At 61.5% G+C, this 25,181-nt stretch carries 21 protein-coding genes; 13 read left to right on the forward strand and 8 right to left on the reverse strand.

Features of this window, described 5'->3' with window-relative positions:
• Positions 1–199: 199 nt before the first annotated feature.
• Together Q5Y75_RS27065 and Q5Y75_RS27070 are read right to left on the reverse strand one after the other, a co-directional pair.
• Positions 200–1,300 (reverse strand): Gfo/Idh/MocA family protein, encoded by a 1,101-nt coding sequence (locus tag Q5Y75_RS27065; RefSeq protein WP_306203376.1) that lies wholly within the window; start codon positions 1,298–1,300, stop codon positions 200–202.
• Positions 1,297–2,319: a glycosyltransferase family 2 protein gene (locus Q5Y75_RS27070; protein WP_306203377.1), complete on the reverse strand. Its 1,023-nt coding sequence runs from the start codon at positions 2,317–2,319 to the stop codon at positions 1,297–1,299. The genes Q5Y75_RS27065 and Q5Y75_RS27070 overlap by 4 nt, the downstream gene beginning before the upstream one ends.
• 191 nt (positions 2,320–2,510) lie before the next feature.
• On the opposite strand from Q5Y75_RS27070, the gene Q5Y75_RS27075 reads away from it, so the two are divergent.
• Both Q5Y75_RS27075 and Q5Y75_RS27080 read left to right on the forward strand, forming a co-directional pair.
• The gene (locus Q5Y75_RS27075) at positions 2,511–3,449 is read left to right on the forward strand and encodes a glycosyltransferase family 2 protein (RefSeq protein WP_306203378.1); all 939 of its coding nucleotides are present in this window, start codon (positions 2,511–2,513) and stop codon (positions 3,447–3,449) included.
• A gap of 116 nt (positions 3,450–3,565) precedes the next feature.
• Positions 3,566–4,813: a glycosyltransferase gene (locus Q5Y75_RS27080; RefSeq protein WP_306203379.1), complete on the forward strand. Its 1,248-nt coding sequence runs from the start codon at positions 3,566–3,568 to the stop codon at positions 4,811–4,813.
• An 11-nt stretch (positions 4,814–4,824) separates the two neighbouring features.
• On the opposite strand, the gene Q5Y75_RS27085 is transcribed toward Q5Y75_RS27080, so the two are convergent.
• Positions 4,825–6,072, reverse strand: a complete 1,248-nt coding sequence (locus Q5Y75_RS27085) for a polysaccharide biosynthesis/export family protein (RefSeq protein ID WP_306203380.1) — start codon at positions 6,070–6,072, stop codon at positions 4,825–4,827.
• 142 nt (positions 6,073–6,214) lie between these two features.
• Here Q5Y75_RS27085 and Q5Y75_RS27090 point away from each other — a divergent pair, with 142 nt between their 5' ends.
• The 7 genes from Q5Y75_RS27090 (at position 6,215) to Q5Y75_RS27120 (ending at position 14,805) form a co-directional block, all read left to right on the forward strand.
• Positions 6,215–7,429 carry a glycosyltransferase family 2 protein gene (locus tag Q5Y75_RS27090; RefSeq protein WP_306203381.1) on the forward strand — a complete coding sequence of 405 codons (1,215 nt, stop codon included), beginning with the start codon at positions 6,215–6,217 and terminating at the stop codon, positions 7,427–7,429.
• Positions 7,430–7,437: 8 nt separating this feature from the next.
• Positions 7,438–8,463 carry a glycosyltransferase family 2 protein gene (locus Q5Y75_RS27095; RefSeq protein ID WP_306203382.1) on the forward strand — a complete coding sequence of 342 codons (1,026 nt, stop codon included), beginning with the start codon at positions 7,438–7,440 and terminating at the stop codon, positions 8,461–8,463.
• 12 nt (positions 8,464–8,475) lie between these two features.
• On the forward strand, positions 8,476–9,615 hold the full coding sequence (locus tag Q5Y75_RS27100; RefSeq protein WP_306203383.1) for a glycosyltransferase family protein: 1,140 nt from the start codon (positions 8,476–8,478) through the stop codon (positions 9,613–9,615).
• Between the two features lie 198 nt (positions 9,616–9,813).
• Positions 9,814–10,755 (forward strand): sulfotransferase family protein, encoded by a 942-nt coding sequence (locus Q5Y75_RS27105; protein ID WP_306203384.1) that lies wholly within the window; start codon positions 9,814–9,816, stop codon positions 10,753–10,755.
• The gene (locus Q5Y75_RS27110; RefSeq protein ID WP_306203386.1) at positions 10,752–11,933 is read left to right on the forward strand and encodes a glycosyltransferase family protein; all 1,182 of its coding nucleotides are present in this window, start codon (positions 10,752–10,754) and stop codon (positions 11,931–11,933) included. The genes Q5Y75_RS27105 and Q5Y75_RS27110 overlap by 4 nt, the downstream gene beginning before the upstream one ends.
• Positions 11,930–13,513, forward strand: coding sequence for a GMC oxidoreductase (locus Q5Y75_RS27115; RefSeq protein ID WP_306203387.1), 1,584 nt, complete (start codon positions 11,930–11,932; stop codon positions 13,511–13,513). The genes Q5Y75_RS27110 and Q5Y75_RS27115 overlap by 4 nt, the downstream gene beginning before the upstream one ends.
• The gene (locus Q5Y75_RS27120; RefSeq protein ID WP_306203389.1) at positions 13,510–14,805 is read left to right on the forward strand and encodes an O-antigen ligase family protein; all 1,296 of its coding nucleotides are present in this window, start codon (positions 13,510–13,512) and stop codon (positions 14,803–14,805) included. The genes Q5Y75_RS27115 and Q5Y75_RS27120 overlap by 4 nt, the downstream gene beginning before the upstream one ends.
• 81 nt (positions 14,806–14,886) lie before the next feature.
• On the opposite strand, the gene Q5Y75_RS27125 is transcribed toward Q5Y75_RS27120, so the two are convergent.
• From Q5Y75_RS27125 to Q5Y75_RS27135, 3 genes are all read right to left on the reverse strand, one after another.
• Positions 14,887–15,897 (reverse strand): lysylphosphatidylglycerol synthase transmembrane domain-containing protein, encoded by a 1,011-nt coding sequence (locus tag Q5Y75_RS27125; protein ID WP_306203391.1) that lies wholly within the window; start codon positions 15,895–15,897, stop codon positions 14,887–14,889.
• Position 15,898: 1 nt separating this feature from the next.
• On the reverse strand, positions 15,899–16,567 hold the full coding sequence (locus Q5Y75_RS27130) for an acyltransferase (RefSeq protein ID WP_306203393.1): 669 nt from the start codon (positions 16,565–16,567) through the stop codon (positions 15,899–15,901).
• A gap of 273 nt (positions 16,568–16,840) precedes the next feature.
• Entirely contained in the window at positions 16,841–18,067 is a 1,227-nt protein-coding gene (locus Q5Y75_RS27135; RefSeq protein WP_306203394.1) for an FAD-dependent oxidoreductase, read from the reverse strand.
• Between the two features lie 446 nt (positions 18,068–18,513).
• Between Q5Y75_RS27135 and Q5Y75_RS27140 the strand changes: the two genes are divergently transcribed.
• From Q5Y75_RS27140 to Q5Y75_RS27155, 4 genes are read left to right on the forward strand one after another with little or no spacing between them, the layout of a single operon-like run.
• Complete coding sequence (locus Q5Y75_RS27140; protein ID WP_306203395.1) at positions 18,514–19,308, forward strand: hypothetical protein; 795 nt, start codon at positions 18,514–18,516, stop codon at positions 19,306–19,308.
• Complete coding sequence (locus Q5Y75_RS27145) at positions 19,308–19,430, forward strand: hypothetical protein (protein ID WP_306203396.1); 123 nt, start codon at positions 19,308–19,310, stop codon at positions 19,428–19,430. Before Q5Y75_RS27140 ends, Q5Y75_RS27145 begins: the two co-directional genes overlap by 1 nt.
• A gap of 60 nt (positions 19,431–19,490) precedes the next feature.
• Complete coding sequence (asnB, locus tag Q5Y75_RS27150) at positions 19,491–21,374, forward strand: asparagine synthase (glutamine-hydrolyzing) (RefSeq protein WP_306203397.1); 1,884 nt, start codon at positions 19,491–19,493, stop codon at positions 21,372–21,374.
• A gap of 22 nt (positions 21,375–21,396) precedes the next feature.
• On the forward strand, positions 21,397–22,395 hold the full coding sequence (locus Q5Y75_RS27155) for an NAD-dependent epimerase/dehydratase family protein (RefSeq protein ID WP_306203398.1): 999 nt from the start codon (positions 21,397–21,399) through the stop codon (positions 22,393–22,395).
• A 132-nt stretch (positions 22,396–22,527) separates the two neighbouring features.
• Here Q5Y75_RS27155 and Q5Y75_RS27160 read toward each other — a convergent pair whose 3' ends face one another.
• Together Q5Y75_RS27160 and Q5Y75_RS27165 are read right to left on the reverse strand one after the other, a co-directional pair.
• Complete coding sequence (locus tag Q5Y75_RS27160) at positions 22,528–23,301, reverse strand: acyltransferase (RefSeq protein ID WP_306203399.1); 774 nt, start codon at positions 23,299–23,301, stop codon at positions 22,528–22,530.
• Between the two features lie 115 nt (positions 23,302–23,416).
• Positions 23,417–25,181 (reverse strand): Ig-like domain-containing protein (locus Q5Y75_RS27165; protein WP_306203401.1); only part of this gene is annotated, 1,765 nt, incomplete at its 5' end.

Consider the following 25,181-nt stretch of genomic DNA (forward strand, 5'->3'; position numbering starts at 1 on the left):
ATGAAAGTCCGATGACAGACACTATCAGACCCCGATCTGCGGCATTGAACATACCGCTTTCGAACCCTTGTCAGTCACCGGTCCCAACGACCCGTCGAATTTGTGGATAAATCTCCAAAATGGCGGATTAAGGCCGGGACATTGGCAAAACTGTGTCTCAGTCTTCACAAAGGGTTGGCCCGCTTTGAGGCAGGTCTTTTCAGGAGGTTGAAGCCTGTGATCCATCCAGTTTCTCCAGTGTGTCCAGGACGGATATTGTTGTCTCCAGAGGCATGATCTGACTGATGGTCCGACCGCTGCCGAGGCAGGTGCCGACCTCATCGATTTCGAATTGTAGGCCACTTCCGGGAAACGGGGCCGAGATTTTTGCGTGGCCGGGTATAACGGCCCGAATCATGCGCTTTGCCTTCTGCCCGTAAAGCGAATTGGACAGGTGCGCGCGCAAAGACGGCCCCGACGCGGCACCAGGCTCTGCAAAGCGGATCGGGGATAAGGTGCCATATCCGGCCTGGATGAAGGGCGCCTCCAGCGTGACCCGGGCCTTCGAGCCCGACAGCACCAGCATGTTGCGCATCTGGGTGGCGTGGCTGACGCTGATCGTTGACAGCGCCCCTGCCCCCGCCTGCCCGTGACGCAGCACAAAGGCGGCGGTTCTGGAGCTTCCCGTGTCCGAGCGTTCGACACTGCCGCCCTCCAGCTGAAACGGTCCCAGCAGAAACTCTGCGATCGACATCCCATAGCAGCCGAGATCATGAAGGGCACCGCCGCCCAGGGCCGGGTCGGTGATCGGATCGCCCGGTCCTTCGGTGCGGGCAAAGCCCAGCGAGGCCTCTAGGTGGACCATCTGCCCCAACTCGCCCGAGGCGATGCGCTGGCGCAGATCCCCCATGATCGGCAGGAAGCGGGTCCACATCGCCTCCATGCAGAACACATTGGCGGCCTCTGCGGCTGCGGCAACCTCGCGCGCCTCAGCAGCGTCACATGCAAACGGCTTCTCACAGAGCACGGCCTTGCCGGCACCGATCGCAATCAGGCTGTGGTCTTTGTGCAGGGCGTTGGGGGTTGCAACATAGATCGCATCCACCTGGTCGGAGGCGGCCAGATCGCGATAGTCGTCAAAGACCGTCATACCGGGGAATATCTGCGCGAAACCTTCGGCGTTTGCGCGGCTGCGGGAGGCCACTGCGGCAAGCACCCCGGTCCGGCTGAACCGCATGTCCCCGGCAAATCGCCGGGCGATGCCGCCGGACCCGAATATCCCCCATCGAATTTTTGACCCTGTCACTGCTGGCCCTGTCACGGGTTTTCGCCTTTTTCTCCAGTGTCCTTCATGCGGTCTGTGCTTGCCAGAAACGGCAGCCTTGCGGACCCGCGAATGAGGACCTGTTCGCCCAGTTTGCCTAAAAGATCGCCGATCACCGCGGGTGGTGCGTAAAAGCAGCGCAGCGCGTCGACAGGATCGCGGGCCTTGACCGCATCGATCATGCGGAACCAATGCCATTTCTTCAGGGTTTCGATGTAATGCTCCCGGAGGGCGGCGCGATCTCCGGCCGACAGGTCCGTGCGGGCCATCAAGGTCCGGTCCGCCTGAACCAGCGCGCCAAGGTCGCGGGCCGAATGCTGCCCGCTCAGCGAGGTTGGCCGTGTCACGGCGACATACCCCGCCGGATCGGTCAGGCAGAAGCGTGCGCCCTGCGACAATGCCGAGGCATAAAGCATGTAATCCTCGCCCAGACGCATATCGGCGTCATAGCGCAGGCCGGTCCGGTTCAGGAAGGCGGTGGAGATCAACGGTTTCAGAAACCCCAATTCCCGGCGCCCGCCATGCCGGCTCGACAGGTTGCCGCGCACGAAGCCGGAAAAGTCGAGGGTCTGAAGGCCGATATCGGTTTGCGACCACAATCGGGTCCGGGGGCCGTCGACATCACTTTCGGGTACCTTCAAGAGGTCATCGGCGACAAAATCCCAATCCCCCTGCTCAGCGATCTGCAAAAGCTGCGCCAGGCGGTCGGGTTCCATGAAGTCGTCCGAATCCAGCGGCGTGACATAGGGCGCCGAGATATGCTCCAGCGCGCGGTTGCGGGCTGCGGCGGGGCCGCGGTTTTCGGGCTGGGACAGCACCTGCACGCGATCGTCTTCGGCAGCGAGGGTTCTGGCGCAGTCCAGAGTGCCATCCACCGACGCGTCATCCACGATCACCACCTCGACATCAACCCGGTCCTGGGCGAGCGCCGAGGTGGCCGCTCTGCGAAGGGTCGATTGCGCATTCCAGGTCGGGATGATCACGGCGATCCGGGCCTGTGGTCCGGGCCTGGTCACAGCCGGGCCACCGGTGCGTTTTCAGGAGGTATCGCGGTGTCGTTTGTCTTTACCGCAGCACATTGGCAACGGATCAAAAACGTTGAAACACCACTAAGTGTTGCATCCCCTGCCCAAGCAGGACACAAACTGTGTATCATTCGGACCCGCAATTGAACCATTTCAAATCGCCTAAACCGTAGTTGAGCCCCATGACCGATGCAACGGTAATCATAGCGGCGTGGAACGCTGCAGACACGATCGGCAGGTCGGTGGACAGCGCGCTTGCGCAGCAGGCGGTGTCCGTCGGAGTCGTGGTCGCCGATGACGCTTCGGACGAGGATATCGCCTCCCGGCTGCCGAAGCGCGAAGAGATCATCTTTCATCGTCTGGAGGAAAACGGCGGCCCTGGCGCGGCCCGCAATGCCGCGCTTGATCTGGCCAGTGGGGACTGGGCCTGTGTTCTGGATTCCGACGATACCATGTTGCCCGACCGGCTGGCGGGCATGATCGCGATGGCGGAGGAGCTCGGGGCGGATATCATTCTGGGAAATTTCCTCAGGGTCGACGGGGAAGGCCAGCCGCTTGACGGGGTGCCGTTCATACTCCCCGAGGGGATCGATCCGGAACAACCGCTCACGCTGGAGGAGTATGTTGCGGACAATCTGGTGTCGCGCAGTTCCAGAAGCGCGGGCTATCTGAAACCTCTTATCCGCCGCGCGTTTCTGGAGCGGACGGGACTGCGATATGACCCTACATTGCGCAATGGCGAAGATTGCCACCTGATCTTCGAGGCCCTGGCCATGGGTGCAAAGGTGCATATCCGGCCCGAGGCAGACTATCTGTACACAGTGCGCGAAGGGTCAGTGTCCTACCGCATCAATCCCGATCATTTTGAGGCTCTGATCAAGGCGGATCGGGCTTTTACCAGACGTCATGACGGGCATCTCAGCGCCAGGGCGAGCGACCTGTTTCGCCGCCGGGAAACCGGCTTGCGGAACATGATGAACGCGGAGCGGGTCTTGCAGGCGCTGAAGTCGAGGCGCTTGCCCGAGGCCATCCGGCTTGCCGGGCAGCATCCCGCAGCTCTGCCCAGGGTGGGGCGCCAGATCGTCGAAGGGCTGGGCAAGAGACTTAGGGGGGAAAAATGATGCCAACCTTCCAGTTGACTCTCCCTGCCGATTGCAGCGACATGAAAAAAATAAATATGGGGCAGCCGGGTCTTAACAGGATCCGCGCATGAGACATCATTAAGGTGGCCAGCATCTTGCTTCCTCCAAAAGGCAATTCCAAGGACCGGCGCGCATCCCGACGAGCGACGATCCTGATGCACCGGCGCATAAACAACCTTCAGTCCGGCAGCGGTGTACATCTGATGTGCCTGTGCACCTGTCTGGCCGACGCAGATTATGAGATCCGGATCGTCCTCGCCCCGATCACCAGCTTTGGCAGAATTCCCTTCTGCAAGCCCGATCAGATCCTTGCCGATCGCAGCATCACGATTGACTGGCCCGGAACGGTTCAGATCGGCGGTGTTTACTTTTCAACCCGTCCGACCGTCTGGATGAACGCCCTGCGCCGGGCCGCCATTCAGGTGATATCCGTGCCGCGCCGCTGGCTTGGCGGTGCGCACCAGCCCTATCCCAGCGACCTGAGCAAGGTACTGGACCCGCCGGAGGCGCGCGAGGTTCAGGATGCGGCGAACCACGTGCCCGGCGATCTGGTCGTTGCGGAATATTCCTCGCTGGCACCGCTGCTTGGCGGCTGCAGCGCCCGGAAACGCGCGGTGCTGATGCATGATCTGTTTTCCAGCCGGGCCCGGTCGTTTCAGAAGGCTGGCCGGACGCCGGACCACATTCCGATCAGCGTCGAGCAGGAATGCGACCGCCTGCGCCAGGCCGATCTGTGCATCCATGCCTCGCAGATCGAAGCAGGGCAGTTGCAGCAGAAGCTTCCCCATATACGCCACATCTGGATGCGCCCGGTCATTGCCGACAACAAGGGTACCGCCGACGGTGCCTGCCGTGTCGTGTTCATCGGTGTCAGCCATGGCGGCAACCGGGCGGCGCTGGATCTGATCCTGACCGAGATCTGGCCGCGTGTCCGGGCCGAGCTGGATTGTGAACTCTGGATCGTCGGGGAAATCTCGCAATGGGTCACGGATAGGCCCGAGGGCGTGCGCTGTTTCAGCTTCATGGAAGATCTGCGCGTGCTGGGGAACGGAAACACGATCGGGATCGCGCCGATGCTGGTGACCAGCGGGATCAGCATCAAGATCGGAACTTATCTCGAACTTGGAATGCGGGTTCTCACCTTCAACAAGACGCTTGAAGCCTATGGGGATACTCTGGACGGGCTGGTGACCGCAGTGGACACGCCCGAGGAGTTCGCCTCAACGCTGATCTCCATGCTGAGCGATCAGGACGGCACTGCATCATGCCGCCAGGATGTGGTGTCAGATCTGCAAGCGCGCATGAGCAATGACGCGCTTCTGGACTATCTCAGGGCCGACTGAGCGCTGCTATCTCAGCCCGGCGGGGCGGTTTCGGGCACGCTCAGGGTCTGCTCGACGGTGATGATATCCCCAGGGATAACGATCGTGTCGGGCCCTTCGAAGATCCGCCGGTCCGCGCCATTGCCGCGCTGCACGCGGAAGCTGCGGTCATATTGCCGGTCCTCGTCGCTAAATCCGACCACCGCGCCGCGCTCCAGCAGCATCCGGCGCGCCGTGTCGCGACGGCTGCTCAGCATCTCGATACGCGCATTCACGTTCTGCAGCTCCACCGCGGCCTGGGTGGCCCGGTTTGCCTTGAGGGCCACAACGTCGCGCTCGGCTTCCTTGACGCTTTGCTGGGCCCGGTAGAAACTGTTCTGCAGATCAAGGGTTTTGGCCTCGATATCAAACACGCCTTTCTGCGCCTGGGTTAGCTGCGGCGCCCGCGCCAGCCCCTTGTCGACAAGCGATTGCGTATTCTTCAGGTATTCCTCGGCCAGCTTCAGCTGTTCCTGCTGACCCTCAATCTTCCTTTGCAGGGTTTCGATCTCGGTCGTCAGCAACGTGATGAGTTCGCTCAGCGAGGCCTGCTCGCGTTCCAGCGCGGTTTTGCGCGCGGTGAAAATCCTGCGCTCTTCCTCCAGCAGCACATCCAGAGGCGCGGAGCCGGCAACCGGCACAAGCGTGTCGGGAAACTGCAGGCCGTCCTGTTCCTCGACCTCGGCGCGCAGCCGGATCGAGGTGATGCGCGCGCGCAGCAGCTCGGTCTGGATCTGTTCCAGCGCTCCCGTCTCGCGCATGATCGCCAGCGTGTCGATGCCCACCTCGTCCAGGCGCTGCCCGCCCCCGGCCAGCGCAAAGGCCTGGAGCGCGGTCAGCCCGGGCTGGGCCGGATACGCACCGGGATTGTCCACATCACCCATGATGAAGAAGGGGCCATATTGCACCACCTCAATGGCGATCGAGGGGGCGCTGTTGCTGCGCACCTGTACTTGCAGCGCGTCGGCAACCTCGTCGGCAAGCTCCTCGGGGGTGTGCCCCTCTGCCAGGATGCGGCCGGCAAGCGGCACCATGATGCGCCCCCCGCTCTGCACCAAAAACTCGCCGCTGACCGCCTGCCAGATGACATAGTCGCGCTCATCCTCGTCCCAGATCACCACCCGCAGGCTGACCTTGTCGCCCGGTGACAGGCGATGGATATTCGGATCGTCCAGCGACTGGGCATATCCCCAGCTTGCGCCGGTCAGAGTTAAGAGGCAAAAGACGAGCAGTCGAAGCATGTTCCGTTCCTTCCGCAAACCGCGGCAACATTACACTGGTAAACAGGCGCTTGCCCCGACCATATAGCGCTAGACATATGAAAATGTCCCATGTTTCTGTGGCTGGGGCCGCCCAATAGTATTTCACTTAAGGAACGTTTCGTTGCAAGGTTCTATTTCGGCAATCATTCCGACCTTCAACAGAAGCAGCTATCTGGGCGAGGCCGTTGAGGCGCTGCTGAACCAGACCCGCCCCCTGAGTCAGATCCTGATCTGGGACGACGGATCGAGTGATGATACGCCCGATGTCGCCCGCCGGTTGCTGAGCGCGGATCAGACCGGTGTGCTGGCGTATTTTCGGGCGGAAAACCAGGGAAAATCCGCCGCTTTGAACGCCGCGATGAAAGAGGTTCGGGGCGATTATGTGTGGATATGCGACGATGACGACATCGCCTGTCCCGATGCTGCCGAAAAGCTGGGCCATGTTCTCGATACCGGCACCGCCGGGATTGCAGCGGGCGCGCATGTCCGGTTTTCCGTGGCAGCAGGCAGTGCGGAAAAAACCTTTTTCGGGATCGGCTACTGGCCCGATCTGTCTTCGGGCAGCGTCATCCGGCATCTGCTGGAGGACATCTTCTTTTTTCAGAACGCCTCTCTGGTCAGAAGGTCCTGTTACGAAACAATCGGCCCGTTTCGCGAGGATTTGAGCCGATCCATAGACTATGAAATGTTCGTCCGGCTGGGCACGCGGTTTCCGATCGAGATGATTGATGATGTCGTGTTCTTCCAGCGCAAGCATGAGGGGCTGCGTGGTCCGGCGGCACAGCAGCATGCCGCGGCCAGTTCCGAGGCGGTCTGGTTCGAGGCGGATCGGGCAATCTTTGCGGATTTGCGCCCCCGCCTGCCGATTGCGTTTTATGCGGCTCTGTTCAAGGCGGACTCCCAGGATCTGGCGCTGCGCGCGGGGCATCTGCAGCGGGGCTGTGTCTATGCGCGCCGCGGCGACTGGGCGGCTGCAATCGAGGATTTTGAAATAGCGGTGGACATGGACCCGTCCCGGGGGTTGTCTGCGACCGAAATCGGGATCGCTCTTCGGACCATGGCTGGAAAACACGGCAGCACACAGGCTTATCTCTCTCCGGTGCGCGGGCAATTGCTGGCTCTGGCGCGCAGAGGGACGGCCGGCAAGACCCTGGTCAATGCGTTCGGGCGCGGATCCATCTGGCGCGCGCGCGAGGCTCTGACCAATCGGGATTTCAGGCAATTCTCGCGCATTGCCGCGTTTTGCGCGCGCGCCGGAATCCGTCCCCGGCCCTCTCTGCAGGCTGCGGATCTGTGCGAACGGGACTATCCGCAAGCCGAGGCCTATCGCTGGTGAGTGAGAACATGTGCAATATTGATCCGGACCGCGTCGTTGTTCTGATCCCGACCCTGAACGAGGCGGCGCAGATCGAGGCGGTGCTGTGCGACCTCATTCAGGATGATCCCGTGGCATCGCGCTGTCCGGTCATCGTGGCTGATGGCGGCAGCGATGACGACACCTGCGCGATCGTTTCGAAACTGGCGGAGCGTTTTGACAATCTGCGCCTGATCCACAATCCCGGGAAAACCCAGGCCGCCGCGATGAACCTGCTGTTGCAGCCCGAATTTGACGGGTTCGACATCGCCATCAGATGCGATGCGCATGCCGCCTACCCGACCGGCTATGTCAGCGGGCTGGCCCATTGCCTGGTGGACAAAGACGTGGCCTCGGTGGTGGTGCCGATGGATGCCATTGCCGATAGTGGCGGCTGCTTTCAGCGCGGTCTGGTCTGGGTGGCCGACAGCAAGCTGGGCGCCGGTGGCTCGCCCCATCGCGGTGGCACGGCATCGGGCTATTATGATCATGGGCATCATGCGGCCTTCCGGATGTCCAGCTTTCGCGCTCTGGGCGGGTATGATGTGGGTTTCATCGCCAATGAGGACGCCGAATATGACAGGCGGCTGATCCGCCGGGGTGACAGGATCTGGCTGAATGCCGATCTGCGCATCGGCTATTTTCCGCGCCGCTCGGCCAGGCGTCTCTGGAAGCAATATTGGAATTACGGGGTCGGGCGCGCCCAGACCTGCCTGAAACACAGGGTCCGGCCCGGCCTGCGCCAGCTGATCCCGGCCATTCACACCGGCCTTGTCCTGCTGAGCCTGCTCGCCCTGCCGGTGACCCGGGTTTTCCTGCTCTGGCCGCTTTTTTACGGCATCGTCATCCTGTGCGTCGGTCTGCAGGTCGCATGGAAACACCGCTCTGCCTGCGGGCTGGCGGCCAGCCTTGCGCTGGCCACGATGCATCTGGCCTGGGGGATGGGCTTCCTGTCACGCCTGGTGCAGGGCAGGCCGCCGGCGCAGATGCCTGCACAGACAGAAAAAACACCTTGAGGCGCGCATCTGATGTCTACCATCGCTTTCTTTGGCCATAATTCCAATGAACCCGCCATCCGCCGCCGCGCCCGGGCCTTCCAGAGTGCGGGGCATGATGTGGTGGGCTTCATGCCGCATCGGGGGGTGAAACAGGCTACGGACTGGCCGCTCATCGATCTGGGAGAGACCCGCGACAACGCCTATGGCCAGAGGATCACGTCGATCTTTCGCGGTGCAGATATTGCGGCCAGGGAACGGGACATTCTGGCGAATTGCGATGCCATCTATGCGCGCAACCTGGATATGCTGGCCGTTGCGGTGCGGGTGCGCCGCAAACTGGGGCTGGAGACGCCGCTGATCTACGAATGTCTGGATGTGCATCACCGCCTGACCGGCCCGTCGCTGGTCGCCCGCCTGCTGCGCCGTTTTGAACGGCGCCTGCTGCACCATTGCGCCCTGGTGGTGATGTCCTCGCCACGCTTCGAGAGCGAGCATTTCGCGGTGCATTATCCGGGCGCCTACCGGGCCTTTCTGCTGGAAAACCTGATGATCGAGGGCGATAATTTCCCCGACCGTCCGGATCCTGAACCGGTCAAGGCCGCGCCTGACGGGCCATTGCGGATCGGGTGGTTCGGCAATCTGCGCTGCCGCCGCTCGCTTGATCTGCTGCTGGGTCTGGCACGCCATTTCCCCGATGACGTCACCATCACGCTGCGCGGCTATCCCGCACCGGGCGTGTTTGACAATTTCGAAGCTGAGATTGCGCCTTACGAAAATGTCTCTTTCGGCGGGCGTTATTCCGCACCGGGCGATCTGTCGGCCATGTATGGCGCGGTTGATCTGGTCTGGGCTGGCGACTGGTACGAAGAGGGGGCCAATTCGCTCTGGCTGCTGCCCAACCGGATCTATGAAGGGGGCTATTTCGCCACCCCCTCGCTGGCACCGGACGGGACCGAGACCGCGCGCTGGTTGCGAGACCATGGTAGCGGCATCCTGCTGGCAGCGCCGGTGGACCGCGCCCTGGAGGCCGAGATCGCCAGCCTGCTCAAGGATCGCGCCCCGCTGCAACAGTTGCGCGGCCAGTTGCTATCCCTGCCCAGAAGCGTCTTTGTTGAAACTGCGGAAACAACGACGAAGCTTCTTCAGGCCGCCGGGATAGGGCCTGAGTGAGCGCAGGGTGGTGTGCAGGCCAGCAAATGCCGGATTTAAGGCGGCGAAAGGCGTGGTGCCTGCCAGCCTGCCATTGGCGGGGCCGTTTGCCCGGTTCGTGCAATCTGGATTCCCGGCGGGACGCAGGTTAGTCTGCGGCGGTGTTGGCCGCTGTTGTTTATGTGTTGAGATCATCCAATGATCGAAGGGTTCAGAACTTTGACAAGATTACCCGATTTCATTATCGGCGGCGCGCCTAAATGCGGGACGACATCGCTGCATTTCATTCTCGGGCAAAGCCCGCAGATCGGCCTGCCCGACGCTGAAATCCACTATTTCGACGCTGATGATCCGATCGCGCATCCCGATTTCCTGAATGCGCGGGGGCCGGATCTGAAATGGTTCGACACCCGTCTTACGCACAAACCCAATCTTGACTGGTATGCCTCGCGGTTTTCAGACTTTCAGGACAAGCTGCTGATCGGCGAGGATTCCACCACCTACCTGTTCTCGCCCGTGGCGGCCCGGCGCATCAAGGAATTGCTGCCCGATGTCCGGCTGGTCTTTTTGCTGCGCAACCCGGTCAAGCGCGCCTATTCGCAATATTGGCACCTGATCTGCAGCGCGCGTCTGAGCTGCAGTTTCGAACAGGCGCTGAGTCTGCACAGCTCGATCATCCTGGGATCGACCTATGCGCCCCATATCGCCCAGTATTTCGACGTGTTCGGGCGCGACAACGTGCATATCGCCGTGTTCGAGGATTTTCTGGCCGACAAACAGGCCTTCCTTGATGGGGTCACCGCCCATATCGGCGCCCCGCGGATGGATGTCGAAACGCTGCAAACCTGGTTCAATCGCACCTATTACCCGACCTGGCCCAAAGGTCAGCAATGGCTGAACCGGATCGGCGGCCGGATCGTTGCCGGGCGCTACCGCAATCACATGGGCCAGGAGACAGGTCTGGCGGAGAAAATCCGCAACAAGCTGCACTATCACTGGTTCCGGCGCATCAATCCCATTCTGCTCAAGGCGGAAAAGCCGCCCGCCATGCGGTCCGAAACTGCCGCCTACCTCACGCATCACCTGTCAGACCGCAATGCCGGGCTGTCGGATTTGCTGGGCCGGGATCTTTCGGCGGTGTGGCCGGGGTTTCGCGGATGACCATCTCGCGGGCGGATATCGTTCTTGTCTATGATCCCAGATTCTCAGGCGGGACCGCCACGGCGATGCTGGCCGATGCCAGGGCGTTTCACGGATCCGGCGCGACGGTGGGCCTGCTGCCGGTCACCTCGGGGTTTTTCACCGGTGACGGGGACAGGCCCAACGCCGCCGTGTTGGAATTGGCGGACCTGCAGGGGTTCGAGTTGCTGAAACCGGGCACTAGGGTGATCGCGGATACCGTATTCTTTCACCACCCGCTGACCTTCTTTCACAAGGTGGCCGAGAGCGCCGAGATCCGGGCCGAGACATCGGTTCTGGTCGCCCATCATCCGCCGTTCCGCGGCGATGGCTCGCTTGAATATGACCCGATCGCCACAACCCGAACCATCAGGCGGGCCTTTGGCACCAGCCCCATGTGGGCGCCCGTTTCAGGGGTGATCCGCCAGCATCTGCGCAGCTTTCTGCCTTTTCTGCGCCTGACCGGCTCGGATTGGGTGAACGCCTTTGATGCGGGCGATTGGGCGCCCCGCCGACAGGTCTTTGACGGCCCTGTTGCGACCGTGGGGCGCCATAGCCGCGAAGACGTGCTGAAATGGCCGGATCGGGCCGCGGATGTGATGGCGTCGGTGGCGCCGCCCGGACCAGGCTGGCATACGCGGGTCATGGGCTGCCCGGTGCAGGCGCTGGAGGCAGCAGGCGTTGATCCGGGCGGTTGGGAGATTGTTCCGTTCAACGGGGAACCGGTGGACCGTTTTCTGGACAGCCTGGACGTGTTTTCCTATTTCCACAGCGACAGGTGGATCGAAGCCTTTGGCCGCACAGTGCTTGAGGCGATGCTGATGGAGCGGTCCTGTATCCTGGATCACAGGCTGCGCGAAACCTTCGGGCCGCTGGCGCAATATGCTGCGCCCGCGCAGGTTCCCGATCTGCTGAATGCGCTGCGCAATGATCCTGCCGGCACGCGCAGCCGCTGCGCCGAGATCCGCCAGACCGTCGCTGATCGTTATGCAAGTGCGGCGATACCGGACAGGCTGCGTGCCCTGCAGCGCGATCCGGGCACGTCGCGCCGCGACGGACCGGTGCAGGCGTCCCCTCTTGTGACCCTGCGCAAGCTGGCCGGGCTCGCCCGGCGCGAATACCGGGCTGCGCGCGAGACAGAGGATGGGACAGCGCAATGACACGGGTCAGCCTCTCGGACGCCCAGGCGGCGGAGTATGACACCTGCGTTATCGGCGCCGGGGCCGCCGGGCTTGCACTGGCCTTCGCCCTGGGGCGGTCGGGACAGCGGGTTCTGGTCATTGAGCAGGGCGGTTTCGACGCTGGCGAGATCGACGCGGCCGAGGACCGGGACGAGATCCTGTCACCCCAGACCCATGATCCCCGCCAACTCACCAATCGCGAGGCGGTGGGTGGATCGCTTCTGGGATGGGGTGGACGCTGCATGCCGTTCGATCCCGAAGACTTTGCCGCTGGCTCGCCCCGGCATGTGCATCCCTGGCCGATCCCGTTTGACGATTATGCACGCTGGGTCACGCCCGCGGCCGAATTTCTGGATACCGACCCGGTGTTCTACGCCCCCGCCCCATCCGGATGGCCCGCTGTCGAGGGGGTGAGCGTCGAGCGGATCGAGCGGCTGAATGCGCTGGAGCAGGCTGATGCGCTTCAGGACCGACTGAAGCAGGGCGATGTGCCGGTCGATCTGCTTAGCCAGGCGCAACTGCTGTCCATGAGCTGGGAGGGCGGTGCGCAGAGCCGGGTGCAGGCCCTGCAAATCCTGCAGGACGGGCAGGTCGCCACCCTGCCCTGCCGACAGGTCGTTCTGGCCTGCGGCGGGCTTGAGAGCACCCGCCTTCTGTTGCTGGAACAAGCCGCGCAGCCCGCTGTCTTTCAGGGATCATCCGAGGCGCTCGGGCATTATTACATGGGGCATCTGACCGGCGCGGTTGCCGAGCTCACCTTCCGCGATACCGGGATATGCGAGGGTTTCGGATATCGGAGCGAAAACGGTCAGAGCCCCTATCGGCGGCGTTTTGTCCTGACCGGTGAGGTGCCGTCCAATGTGGCATTCTGGGTCGAAAACCTCGCCCCGACCGACCCCCGGCACGGATCGGGTGAAATTTCGGCCAAACATCTGCTGAAACATCCCGATCGCTTTGAGAATGTGGGCCCTCACATCGCCAATATCCTGCGCGACCCGGCCGGGATGTTCGATGCTGTGCGCTCGGGGGCAAAACGGCTTGCCCCGGCAAGTGTCCGGCGCCCGCAGCGGCTGGTGGCCCATGGACGGGGGCCCTATGCCCTGGCCTATCACGCTGAACATTTCCCCGAGCATGACAGCCGCGTCATGTTGTCGGACAGCACGGACCATACCGGTCGGCGCCGGCTGAAGGTCGATTTCCGCTATGGCGCACGCACGGTGCAGGCCCTGGTTGACAGCCACAAGCTGCTGGCCAGCAGGCTGCAGGCGGGACATGCCGCAGAGATGGTGCTGCCCGGGGATGACGCCCTTGCCGAGGCCATCATCCGCAAATCCCGTGACGGCTATCACCAGATCGGGCTGACCCGCATGTCCGATGATCCCAATGACGGCGTTGTCGATGCCAATTGCCGTGTCCACGGCACCAAAAACCTCTTTGTTGCCTCCGCATCGGTGTTCCCGGTCTCCGGGCAGGCCAACCCGACCCTGTCCGTTGTTGCCATGGCGCTGCGCCTGGCCGATCATATAGGGGATCGGCACCAGACAGGATCCGCAGCATGAGCGGAACGACGACATATCAACCTTCTGCCCGGGAGGTGTTCGAACACCGGCGCGACCATGTCCTGGTCACGGTCTGGTTCTTCGTCACCTTCAAGCAGTTCCGGTATGACGAGTTGATCCTGTATCCGCTCGCGCTTTATTTCGGCTGGGCCTTCCTGCGGGATTTCAACAGGCTTTTCCCGCTGATCGCGCGCAGCTTTATCCTGTTCGTCTTCCCCGCCTGGTGGCTGTTATCCGCCCTTTGGGGGGATCAGACGGGACTTATCATAAAGTCGGGCATGCAACTGATCCTCACGATCATGATCTGTTATTGCATTGTGACCCGTCTGAGTGCGCGCGACATCTTCATATCGCTTCTCATTACCTCGGCCTATTACGGCGTCATGAGCTTCCTGGCCCCCTATATGGGAACCGGAACCACCGCCCGGGGGGTGTTTTCGAGCAAGAACACCATGGGGACCGCCATGGTCATCCTGTGGCTCGCGTCACTTTGTGTGCTGGTCGATCCCGGTTTCTCGCGCAAGTTCAGGCTGTTTGCCGTGGCAACGGCGGGCCTCGCGATCCTGCAGATCCACAGGGCGGATTCCGCAACGGCGGTGCTGCTTGCGATCGGTATTCTCGGGCTGGTGTTCCTGCTGGGTATCGTGCCGCGATCCGGAATTCTGAGACGTCCCTGGTTCTATGTAGCGGGTCTGACGATTCTGGGTGCTCTGTTCCTGGCCTCTGCATGGTTTTTTTCGTCGCAGACGGTTGATCCGGTCAATGCGGTCCTTGGCGCCTTCGGCAAGGATGGCACCCTGACGGGCCGGACGGTGCTGTGGCAATATGCGACCCGACAGATCGAGCAGACCCCACTTCTTGGCGTCGGGGCCGGAGGGTTCTGGACCCCCTATGACAAATTGTCCGAGGCCAGCCGCATCTACGAGGAATTCCACAAGGCATCTTATGCCACCTTCTCGTTTCACAATTCCTATTACGAGATTGCCGTGCATCAGGGTCTGATCGGATTGTTCTTCTGTGTCCTGACCGTTGTCTGGACCATCGTCTCTATCCTGATTGCCAGAAATAAATCCGACCCGATTGCGTCTGTTTTCTTCCTGTGCGTCTGTGCCGTGACCCTGGCCCGGAGCATGACGGAATCGGATTTGCTCGCGCCGTTTGCGCTTTTGACAATATTGTTCCTGACAGGCGGGTTGATGTCGCGCCGGTCTGTACCGGAAACCAACAGCTCGCAGGCACGCGAGGACGCGCCAGCCACCGGATTCAACCTGGCCCGCGCTGGAATTTCCTGAGCGTCGGCCCCTCGCCGGAACGGGTTTTTGCGATTTTGTCCCTTGCGGTATCAGTTAGGCTGCAAATCTCTTGTGAACGCCTCAGGAGGTTGCCGCCTTGCGCCGGAGGGCAAACACCACGCCGCCTGCCACCGCCTGCGCCAGGGCGAAAGCCAGGGCGATCCAGGCGAGTGAGATCGCTGACGAGGCGGGAACCCCGAAAAAGCCGAACAGTACGATAAAGGCCTGCTCTCGGACGCCGATACCATTGATCGAGATTGGCACCATCATGATGAACAGGGACACCGGGATCAGGGCGAAATAATAGATCACCGGCACGCCGAATCCCAGCGCCTGGGCGATCAGGTAGAAATGCAGCACGACAATCGCCTGAAAGACGACCGAAATCAGGATACAGCCATAGACCGACCCCATCCGGCCGGAAAACACGGCGGATGTCTCGGTGATCTTCGAGATGATCCCCTGCGCCCGGCGGAACGGTCCCACTTCGCTGACCCGGGTGGCGAGCCTGCGGAACGGGTTGCTCAGAAAGGTGAGCGAAACGACAATGACCGCCGCGCTGACCGCCACCAGAATCCACAAAATCCCCGTCTCTTCGACGATATCCCAGCCGATCAGCGGCAGCGCGATGAGCGCCAGGACCAGAAGGGCAATCATGCCGGTCAGGCGCTCGACAAACAGGATCAGCAAGGATTGGGTATAAGACGGTACCCGGTCGGAGATATCCAGCGCCCGCATGAAATCCCCGCTCATCACACCGGGCAGGAATGAATTGAAGAAGATCCCGATCGCATAGGCACGGATGAGTTCGATGATCGGCACCAGGAAGGTCTGGGCCCGCAACAGAATCTGCCAGCGCCACGAACACAGCAGGAATCCCAGGATATGCAGCAGGAAGGCGGCCGCCAGAAGCCAGGGATCAGCCCCGGAGATCGCCTGCCAGATCTCATCGACATTATCGACCTGGGTATGGAGAATATAAGCGATCAGACCCGCGCTTATGACGGCCTTCAGGGCGAATTTAAGCAGCGCTTTTCGTCTGGCAGGTTTGGCCACGGGCCTTGCCAGTTCCTCGCGGTCAGAAATGCTCACGTCAACCGTCCCGCCTTTTGATCAGCTTCGCAGGGATGCCACCGACGATGCTGTAGGGGGCGACATCCCGGTTCACCACGGCGCCGGCCGAGACGATGCTGCCCTGCCCGATGCGGACCCCGTCCAGGATCTTGGCGCCGGCGCCGAGCCAGACATCGTCCTCGATGACGATCCCCTTGCCCGTGATTGGCTGCTGGTTCATCGGCAGGGAGAGGTCTCCGTATTCGTGATCACCCGAGACGATATGGCAATGCCCGGCGATCAAGGCGTTGTTGCCGATCTCGATGCCGCCAAAGCCGTTCAGGATCGTATAGGCGCCGACGAAACAGTCATCTCCAAGCGTAACATGCCCTTCATAGCCGGTTTCGAACCGCACGCCCTGGGCGATCTGGTTGCGCGCGCCCAATCGGATCGAGGCCTCAGCGCTCTTGATGTCGAAACAGACATGCTCGTCAATGAGTGTGCCCGCGTCGACAAAAAGCCGTTTCGGGCAGCGCAGCGTGACATTGCGGGAAAACGCAACACCGCGCCCGCAACTCCCGAGAAACCAGGGATAAAACTTCTGGCGCAGGAAGACGCCCGCCGCACCGGGGAAACCGGCAAAGAACGTCATATAAAGCTCATAGCGGATGAAGGCGCCGATACGGTCGCTGCCGACGATCCGCGCCATGTATTTTCTGAACGCGCCGCCTTCACGGTGCGCCAGGCGATCGGATTTTATGGGTGAAGACAAACGAACTCCCTTCGTTCCAGCTTGAGGCGCAACGGGTTTAGCCGCAGCGCAGTCTGGCATCTCTGTCAAGATCTTTGAAGAGGGCCAGGAGGGTATCGCACCGCCAGTGGGGGTTATCCTTTCCCGCCATCTCACGCGTGCAGGAGGAGGCCTGCGCCCATGGCGGGAAGGGCCGCGCACCACACTGCATAGGCGATACGGCAAGACGTCTCATTCGGCCATATCCGGTGTCGCAGCGATACGTTTGCTTGCCAGGACATGTTTCACAAGGTTGGCCGCAACCCGGCGGGATGTGGTGAATTTGACGCCGGAAACCGTGTAGAGGCCGAGCGGCCCCCCCTCATTCCCATGGTCAAAAATGATTTCACGAACAGAGAGTTTTGCTGTGCCGGTTTCTTTGGCGGGCAACAATCCTGCGTGAATCTTCACGATGTGCTCGCGCGTTGCGCCCAGCGTCGGGACTGACAGGTTCAGGGCCTCCAGAAAGGCGTCGATGTCAGCCTGTGGCGGATGGACCGGATCGGGACCTTCATGCCAGCTCGTGTGCCAGGTCCCGGCAAACGTGCCCCCTCGAACCGGATACAGAAACAGCGTTGGATCCGTTTGATCCGGTGGCGCCACCGCCAGCCCCAGCGGCGCGGGCGGCGGCAGGTCGAGAACGAGATTGAAGGCCAGAGAGGGTCTGAAGAGCTCTGGAATCGGCCGGTCGAACCTAGCGGCAAGCTCGGCGCACCAGGGCCCGGCGGCATTTACGACGACAGGGGCCTGCAAGCTCTCCTCATGGCCTTGCGGGCGGCGCAGCGTCACACCCGTTACCGAGCCCTGATCCGTTTCAAGCGCCAGCGCTTCGGCATGTTCGATGATGGTGGCACCGGATGCTTCGGCCCGGCTGCGCAGGGCCGCGACAAGGGCGGCGCCATCTTCCGCGACCGCATCGTTCCAAAGCGCCCCACCAAGAAGACCATCCGTCCGAACCTGCGCACAGATCTCGCGCACGTCCGAGACGCTCAGAACGCGCCCGCGCGCCAGGACGCTATCGGGCGAGAGCCCCGCGTTTCGATCCAGCGTCAAGGCCGCGTCGAGGGCAAACGCGGCCCGAAACACCGCCGGATGTCGCATCTTTTCCCCATAGAGCGGCATGAGGAAGCCCATCGGACGCACAAGATCGGGAAAGTGGCGCAGAAACCAGCGGCGTTCGGTAATGGATTCACGAAGGCGCGGGATGTCCAGCGTTTGAAGGTACCGCAGACCACCATGCAGAATACGAAACCAGTTTGCACTTGTTGCGCCACCGATCTGATTGCGCTCGACAATTGCGGCGCGCAAACCGGCGCGGCCCGCTTCGAGTCCGATCATCAAACCATAGACACCACCGCCGATCACGATGATATCGAACTGTTCATGCGCCGCGTGCGCGGGGTGAGGACGTAAATTCACAAATGTCTCGCTTATTTCCCAAAGCAAAAAGCAGGGCCCAAAAAAGACCGGATGGAAACGATTTCCGTCGCTTGGGTATCACAGGCCGGTCCTCAGCAAAACTCTTTGCGGGTCGGGTTTGCCCTGTGAAGCGCCGCGGCTTCCAAATGGGCTGGCGCTGCATTCCATAGCAGCGGATTCGATGGCGCGCCACCATGAGGTCCCGGGCAAGCCGAGGATCAGAAACAAACGCGATCGGCGCTGTGTATTGGCGACAATTTGTCCAATGAGGCTGTGCCATGATCTGTCCTGGCAACAAAATCTTGACACGGTCCGCGATTCAGCGATTTCTTTGATTGGCTCTCGAAAGAAATCGGGCGTCTGCCTACACGGTAGGAATGGGTTCGACGGCACGACAATCGGACATCATATTTGTTATACTTGTTGCTTTGAAAGCTGTTTGACCAATGTACCTAGTCGATGCCCACGTCCATCTGCATGCGTGTTTCGATCCCGCGGATTTCCTGGACGCCGCCGCCGGGAATTTTTCGCGCCTCTGTCATGGCCTTGATCTGCCCGAGTCGACACCGGGCGTACTGCTTTTCACACAATCCAGAGGCGCGGATGCGTTCGGCGGGTTGCGTCCCGGACAACTGGGCGGATGGACGATCGAGGAGACCGGAGAAGAGGTATCATTGCGCGCCTCGAAAGGCGGGCAAACGCTGACCCTGATCGCGGGACGGCAGATCGTGACCGAAGAAGGACTCGAAGTGCTTGCATATGGCGCCGCCGGTCCGTTCCCTGACGGTGAGCCGATAGAACGCGCCATCGAACGCGTTCTGGATATCGGCGGCGCGCCAGCCCTGCCCTGGGGGTTCGGCAAATGGTCCGGCACCAGAGGAAGCGTGATACGGCGGCTTGCCAATGACCACGCGCAGTTTCCGTTTCTCTTCTTTGGGGACAATGCGGGTCGCCTGGCGCTGGGGTCCCGCCCGCGCCTGTTCGGTGAGGTCGAGCAGCTTCGCCGCGCGATCCTGCCCGGCACGGACCCCCTGCCCTTCCGCGGCGAACTCCACAAGGTCGGCCGGCTTGCCTTTGTTGCGGATGACGCGCTGTCGCCAACCCATCCTTTCGGGAGTTTCCGCACCTGGCTGGAGACATGTACGGTGACGCCCCAGATTCAGGGCGAGTACGAATCCCTTGCCCGCTTCCTGCAACGTCAGGTCGCCATGCAGTTTCGCAAAAGATTAGGAGCCGCGTGATGACCCGGACCCGCTATTGCAGCCCCGTGAGCTTCGGGGCCGATCCCCTCGCGGTGCCCCGGATCGGTGCCAAGGACAGCCAGGCACAGCTGAAACGCGACCTTCAGGGCCTGTTCATATGAGTGGCGCTGTCCGTCGCGTAGCTGCGCCGCAATGCTTCAGCCGCAGTGGAGGGTGTTGAAATGTGCGGAATCGCCGGAATTACTGCTGCCGCCAGCGCCCCTCCGTTAGATCTGTCTCAGGTCAGGGCCATGTGCGACACCATCGTGCATCGGGGCCCCGACGAGGAGGGGCTCTATCTTGATGATGAGCGCCGCGTGGCGATGGGCATGCGGCGGCTTGCCATCATCGATCTGGCGGGCGGCCAGCAACCGATTTTCAACGAAGACCGCAGCGTGGCCACCGTATATAACGGCGAGATCTACAATTACCGGGAGCTTCGCAGAGAACTCGAGGCCAAGGGCCATACGTTCAAAACGAATTCCGACACGGAGGTGATTGTACATCTGTGGGAAGAGCACGGGGCCGATTTCGTGGAGCGTCTGAATGGCATGTTCGCCATCGCGCTTCATGACATCCGCGCAGGAAAGCTCTTTCTGGCGCGGGACCATCTCGGGATCAAACCGCTCTACTGGTCGGCCACGGGCAAGCATCTGGTCTTCGGGTCCGAGATCAAGGCGTTGCTGGAAACCGGCCTGGTCGAGCGTCAGCTGGATGTCGACTCGGTCAGGCAGTATCTGTCCTGGGAATATGTCCCGGCACCGCGGACACTGCTACAGGGCGTCTACAAGCTCGAAGCGGCGCAATGTCTCTTGCTGGATCTGTCCACGGGAGAGCATGAACTGCGCCGCTATTGGGAGGTGCCGCATGCCGATGACTCGACAGCGGGCTGGTCGGATGCCCAATGGCAAGAGGCGGTCACAGAGCAGCTCGACGCCTCGGTAAAGGCGCAGCTCATGAGCGAGGTGCCCCTTGGCGGGCTTTTGTCCGGCGGGGTTGACAGCTCACTCGTCGCCTCCGCGATGGGCCCGCTTAAAGCATTCAGCATCGGGTTCAACGAGGCCAGCTATAACGAGCTGCCATGGGCGCAGAAGGTGGGCGCACATCTGGGCGCGGAACATCACGTCAAGATCATCGACTCCTCGGTGCCCGCGCTGTTCGACCGGTTGATGCACTTCATGGACGACCCGATCGCCGACTTCTCGATCTTTCCGACATTCCTCGTTTCAGACCTCGCGCGGGAACATGTGACGGTTGCGTTGACCGGCGATGGCGGTGACGAGCTTTTTGCCGGCTACGAGACTTTCCTGGCCCAACGGGCGGCGCGCACCTGGAACCTGATCCCCGCCGCTCTGCGCAACAGGGTTATCGCACCTATCGTGGACGCCATTCCCCCCACCGAAGCCAAGAAAAGCACCGTCAACAAGGTCAAGCGTTTCGTCGAGGGCGCGCAGCTCGATCCGGAGCTGTCACATGCGCGGTGGCGTATTTTCGTGACCGAGGCGCAAAGCGCGGCACTTCTGACCCCCGAAGCGCAGGGGCGGGCACCGACCGATCTTGGCGCGCATATCCGCGATCTGACCCGCCGTGCCGGGGACCGCTCGGAGCTTGATCGCCAGCTCTATGTCGATCTGCGCAGCTATCTGCCCGAGAACTGCCTGACCAAGGTGGATCGCATGTCCATGGCGGTGTCGCTTGAAGCCCGGGTGCCTCTGCTCGACAAGGATTTCGTTTCTCTGGCCTATCGCGTGCCGGAGCACCTCAAGATCGGGTCCGATGGGCTCAAGACCCTGCTGAAGCGGATTGCTGTGGAACGCGTGCCGCGGGAATGTATCCATCGCCAGAAGCAGGGCTTCTCGATGCCGATGAAGACCTGGTTGAAGAATGAATACCGCGCGCGCATGGAAGAGCTTCTGTCCAGGCGCCGACTGACGGCGGAGGGGCTGTTTAATGCCGATTTCGTCGAGAAACTGAAATCTGAACACCTTGCCAACCGGGCGAACCACAGCCATGCGCTCTGGGCCCTGATGGTGTTCCAGGACTGGCGCGAGCGGTGGTCAGTATGAGCACACAGACAAAGGACCGGACATGAACGATCAGCCAGAACGCCTTGCGCTCGTCACCGGGGCGACCGGGTTCACCGGTGGGCATCTTGCCCAGACCCTTCTCGACCGGGGATGGCGCGTCCGCGTCCTCGCCCGCCGCCCGGAGGCCGCGCGCGGGCTTGCCGAGCGCGGCGCGGAGGTGGTTGCAGGCGATATCACCGATCCAAAGATCGTGATGCAGGCGACGCAGGGCTGCACCCATGTTTTTCACATCGCTGCGTATTATCGCGGCTCAAGTCTTGATGCCGCCGACTATCGCGCTGTCAACGTGGACGGCACGCGATATGTGCTCGATGCGGCGGATAAGGCCGGTGTGACGCGGGTGGTTCATTGTTCCACCGCCGGTGTCCATGGCGATGTTGCGACGATCCCGGCAAAGGAAGATGCCCCTTTCAACCCCGGTGATGTCTATCAGGAGACAAAGCTCGAAGGCGAGCTTCTGGCGGCCGAAGCCATCAAGTCCGGCCTTCCGGGTGCGATCTTTCGCCCGGTGGGCATCTACGGCCCCGGCGACACGCGCTTTCTGAAACTGTACCGCGCCATCCAGCGCCGCCGCTTCATTATGTTTGGCAAGGGCGAAGTCCTGTACCACCTGACCTACATATCCGATCTGGTGGATGGGATCATCCTGCTGGGGACCCACGAAAACGCTCTGGGCGAGACATTCCTCCTGGCCGGGCAGCGTTACTACACCCTGAAGGAGCTTGTGGCCATGGTGGGCAAGGCGGTTGGTGTGGCGCCGCGGCGCGGGCGAATTCCCATCTCGATGCTGCTGGCGGCGGCACATCTGTCTGAGGCGATTGCGCGTCCGCTTCGGATTGACGCCCCGCTGCAAGTGCGGCAGTGCGATTTCTTTACCAAGGACCGCGCCTTTGACATTTCAAAGGCGCGTGAGCTTCTGGGATACAACCCGACCATCGAACTGTCTGACGGCCTAGCCCGCACCGCGCAATGGTATCGGGATGAGGGTATGCTCGGCTGAACCGGCATTGTTAAAGCGTTATGCGAAAACCTGAATCCCTTAACGCTGCCTGAAATCGCAGATTTCAACGCGTTAAGCGATGCTTGATGTCTCAGGTTTTTCGTCAAACGCTATAATGGCGTGGATGCCTGCTTAGCTGCGACTGCCGATCTGACGGGCGGGAATGCCCGCAACGATGGCATTTTCCGGGACGTCCTTGGCCACCACGGCACCGGCACCGATGATTGCACCATTGCCGATGCGCACCCCGTCGAGCACACGTGCTCCGGCACCTATCCAGACATCGTCGCCAATGACCACCGGGCCTTTGGTAATCAGCCCCTGAGTGACCATTGGCCCGGCATCCAGAGCGGTCTTGTACCGGCCGCCGCCAAAATAGCACTGCCCCGCGATGATCGCGTTATCGCCGATTTCGATACCTGAAACCGCACTGAAATAGCACTGGCTGCCGATCGATCCGTTTGCCCCGATGCGCAGGTAACCGCTTTTGATACCGAGACAGGTATCGCGGGCGATCAAGGTCCGCGGTCCGATCACAAAATCTGCAGGGCTTTTGGCGCCCCGCGCATCAAGCGCGCAGCCATCATCGATTGTGACGTGATCACCCAGACTCATGCGTCCTGGACAGCGCAGAGAGATATTGCGACCGAAGTTCAGCCCTCGTCCCGCCTTGCCAAAGAGCCCTGGCAGCAAAACCTTACGAAGCGCGAAGCCCAGGGCACCCGGCATCGGCGCGGCAAAAAGAACCGCCGCTTCGTAGTGCAGAAGCTTCATGGTGGAGGGATCGCCCACGAAGAACGCCTTGTATTTCGCAAGCGCCGAGCCGCTTCCGGAGAGCGCGTCGACGACGCGGTCCTTGGGGGGCTCTGCAGGGACGGTATCGGTCTTGGTGTCTTCTTCGGTCATGCATCGCCTCATGCAAGCGGACTAAGGGGGAGCGCGGGGACAATGCGGGATTCATCCTGTGCTGCGACGGCTTTGAACCGGTCGGATGAGACCGCCATGCGACCGGCCATTTCTCTTATGCCAACAGAATATCGGGATCCTGAACGAATAGAACCAGCGACGTGTCCGAGGTGATCTCATAGCTGCCGCCGCCAAGCGAATTGCCCTTGAGCAGATCGGAACTGGCCCCATCCACCTCGATATCGGACCCGTTGATGGTGATGACGACACCCGTCCCATCGAGCTGATCCGCCACCGTTGCTGCGCCAAGCGATTGCTCAAAGACCAAGCGGTCGGAACCTTGATCGCCGAAATCCAGAATGACATCGGCCGAGAGGGCGTTCAGGGCGAAATCCGCGCCGAAGATGAAGCTGTCATCGCCCTCTCCTCCGGTCAGGGTATCGGCCCCGGCGCCGCCATCGAGGCGGTCGGTTCCCGCGCCACCCAGCAGGCTGTCATCCCCGCCGCCACCGCGCACCACATCGTTGCCGTTGCCGCCGTCCAGAAGGTTCGCCAGCGCGTCACCGATCAGAAGGTCCCCGGCCTCGCCGCCAATGACATTCACAGCATCCAGCGCGATTGCCGATCCTTCGATCGTTCCGGCCGAGAAGCCAATCTCTTCTTCCAGAAGATCGGCCGCCGCCTGCGCATATAGCGCATCCCCTGCATCGGTGAAATGCACCTGATCCGGCAGCAATTCACTCTCCGTGATCGGGGGCTCGAACAGATGCAGCGTCGGGTGCGTGGCAGCTTCCGAACTCACGATCTGGCGAATGCCCGGAACGAAGGTGCCGTTGCCTGCGTCTCCGGCGACCATTTCGCCATTGACCATGCTGTAGCCTTCATTGGTTGCTGCAACCAGATCCGCGAATTCGGGCTTCACCGGCACCAGCGAGATAACCAGATGACGGTCCTGCGCCCCGTCCAGAGCGTAGAACTGGTCGATCAAGGCCTGAATCCCACCCAGAACCTGATCGACTTTCGTTGGGCCGTTCAGGTCATTCGTGCCCATCATGAACCAGGTCACATCGGGATTGATCTCGTCAACGGTCAACGAGAAATTCATCGGAGCGTCCGGATCATCAGTCAGCGCTTCCGCCAGGGTATGACCCGGTGTGGCATTGTGATCCCTGTCGATCATGCCTTCGGGGCCATCGTTGAAGCGGCCGACATAGTCGATCCAGATATTGTTTGCGGACAGGTTATCGAACAAATCGTCGCGGAACCCTCCTTCGACATCCGGATTTCCGAATTTGTACCCTTGTGTCAGCGAATCTCCGAAGGCCATGAGTGTTGCCGCATACGCGTAGCTCGACTGCGACAGGTCGACGCTCAGCGCCCGGCTCTCTCCGGTGAAATCACGCTGGCCCACGGACAGGAAGACGGTTGCGCTATCGGTGCTTTTGCCGTCGCTGATCGAGTAGCTGAAACTGTCGCTGCCGACATATCCGGCATTCGGCGTATAGATGACGTCGCCATTCACAATCGACACGGATCCATTGCCGGGCTGAGCGTCAATGCCGCTGACCTCCAGCGTTGTCAGATAATCCGCATCCGGATCCACATCGTTGCCCAGAACATCGATGGTCCAGGACCCGGAGCTTTCCACGCTGACATAATCGTCATTTGCGATCGGCGGCGGGTCCATGGTGATCAGCCTGCCGTTTGCTTCCATATCGGCTTCGGTTCCGGCGAGGTTTTTGACGCCGGTGAGCAGGGCGACCTGGACGAAGCCGCTGGCGCCGTCGGGGTTGATCTCGAGCAGCGTGTCATTGCCAACCGTGGTGAAGCGCACGAAATCCGTGATCGTGTCAACGCCCTGGGTGTAGCCCACCAGCGCA

The organism is Ruegeria discodermiae, from assembly GCF_030758345.1.
In the GTDB taxonomy this organism is placed as follows: Bacteria; Pseudomonadota; Alphaproteobacteria; order Rhodobacterales; family Rhodobacteraceae; genus Ruegeria_C.

Bases quoted from the DNA above. Each gene is read 5' to 3' on its own strand.
- Q5Y75_RS27145 (WP_306203396.1), top strand. From the start codon at position 19,308: ATGACCCGGACCCGCTATTGCAGCCCCGTGAGCTTCGGGGCCGATCCC.
- Q5Y75_RS27120 (WP_306203389.1), top strand. From the start codon at position 13,510: ATGAGCGGAACGACGACATATCAACCTTCTGCCCGGGAGGTGTTCGAA.
- Q5Y75_RS27155 (WP_306203398.1), top strand. From the start codon at position 21,397: ATGAACGATCAGCCAGAACGCCTTGCGCTCGTCACCGGGGCGACCGGG.
- Q5Y75_RS27110 (WP_306203386.1), top strand. From the start codon at position 10,752: ATGACCATCTCGCGGGCGGATATCGTTCTTGTCTATGATCCCAGATTC.
- Q5Y75_RS27140 (WP_306203395.1), top strand. From the start codon at position 18,514: ATGTACCTAGTCGATGCCCACGTCCATCTGCATGCGTGTTTCGATCCC.
- Q5Y75_RS27085 (WP_306203380.1), bottom strand. From the start codon at position 6,072: ATGCTTCGACTGCTCGTCTTTTGCCTCTTAACTCTGACCGGCGCAAGC.
- asnB (WP_306203397.1), top strand. From the start codon at position 19,491: ATGTGCGGAATCGCCGGAATTACTGCTGCCGCCAGCGCCCCTCCGTTA.
- Q5Y75_RS27160 (WP_306203399.1), bottom strand. From the start codon at position 23,301: ATGACCGAAGAAGACACCAAGACCGATACCGTCCCTGCAGAGCCCCCC.
- Q5Y75_RS27130 (WP_306203393.1), bottom strand. From the start codon at position 16,567: ATGGCGCGGATCGTCGGCAGCGACCGTATCGGCGCCTTCATCCGCTAT.
- Q5Y75_RS27100 (WP_306203383.1), top strand. From the start codon at position 8,476: ATGTCTACCATCGCTTTCTTTGGCCATAATTCCAATGAACCCGCCATC.
- Q5Y75_RS27075 (WP_306203378.1), top strand. From the start codon at position 2,511: ATGACCGATGCAACGGTAATCATAGCGGCGTGGAACGCTGCAGACACG.
- Q5Y75_RS27115 (WP_306203387.1), top strand. From the start codon at position 11,930: ATGACACGGGTCAGCCTCTCGGACGCCCAGGCGGCGGAGTATGACACC.
- Q5Y75_RS27095 (WP_306203382.1), top strand. From the start codon at position 7,438: ATGTGCAATATTGATCCGGACCGCGTCGTTGTTCTGATCCCGACCCTG.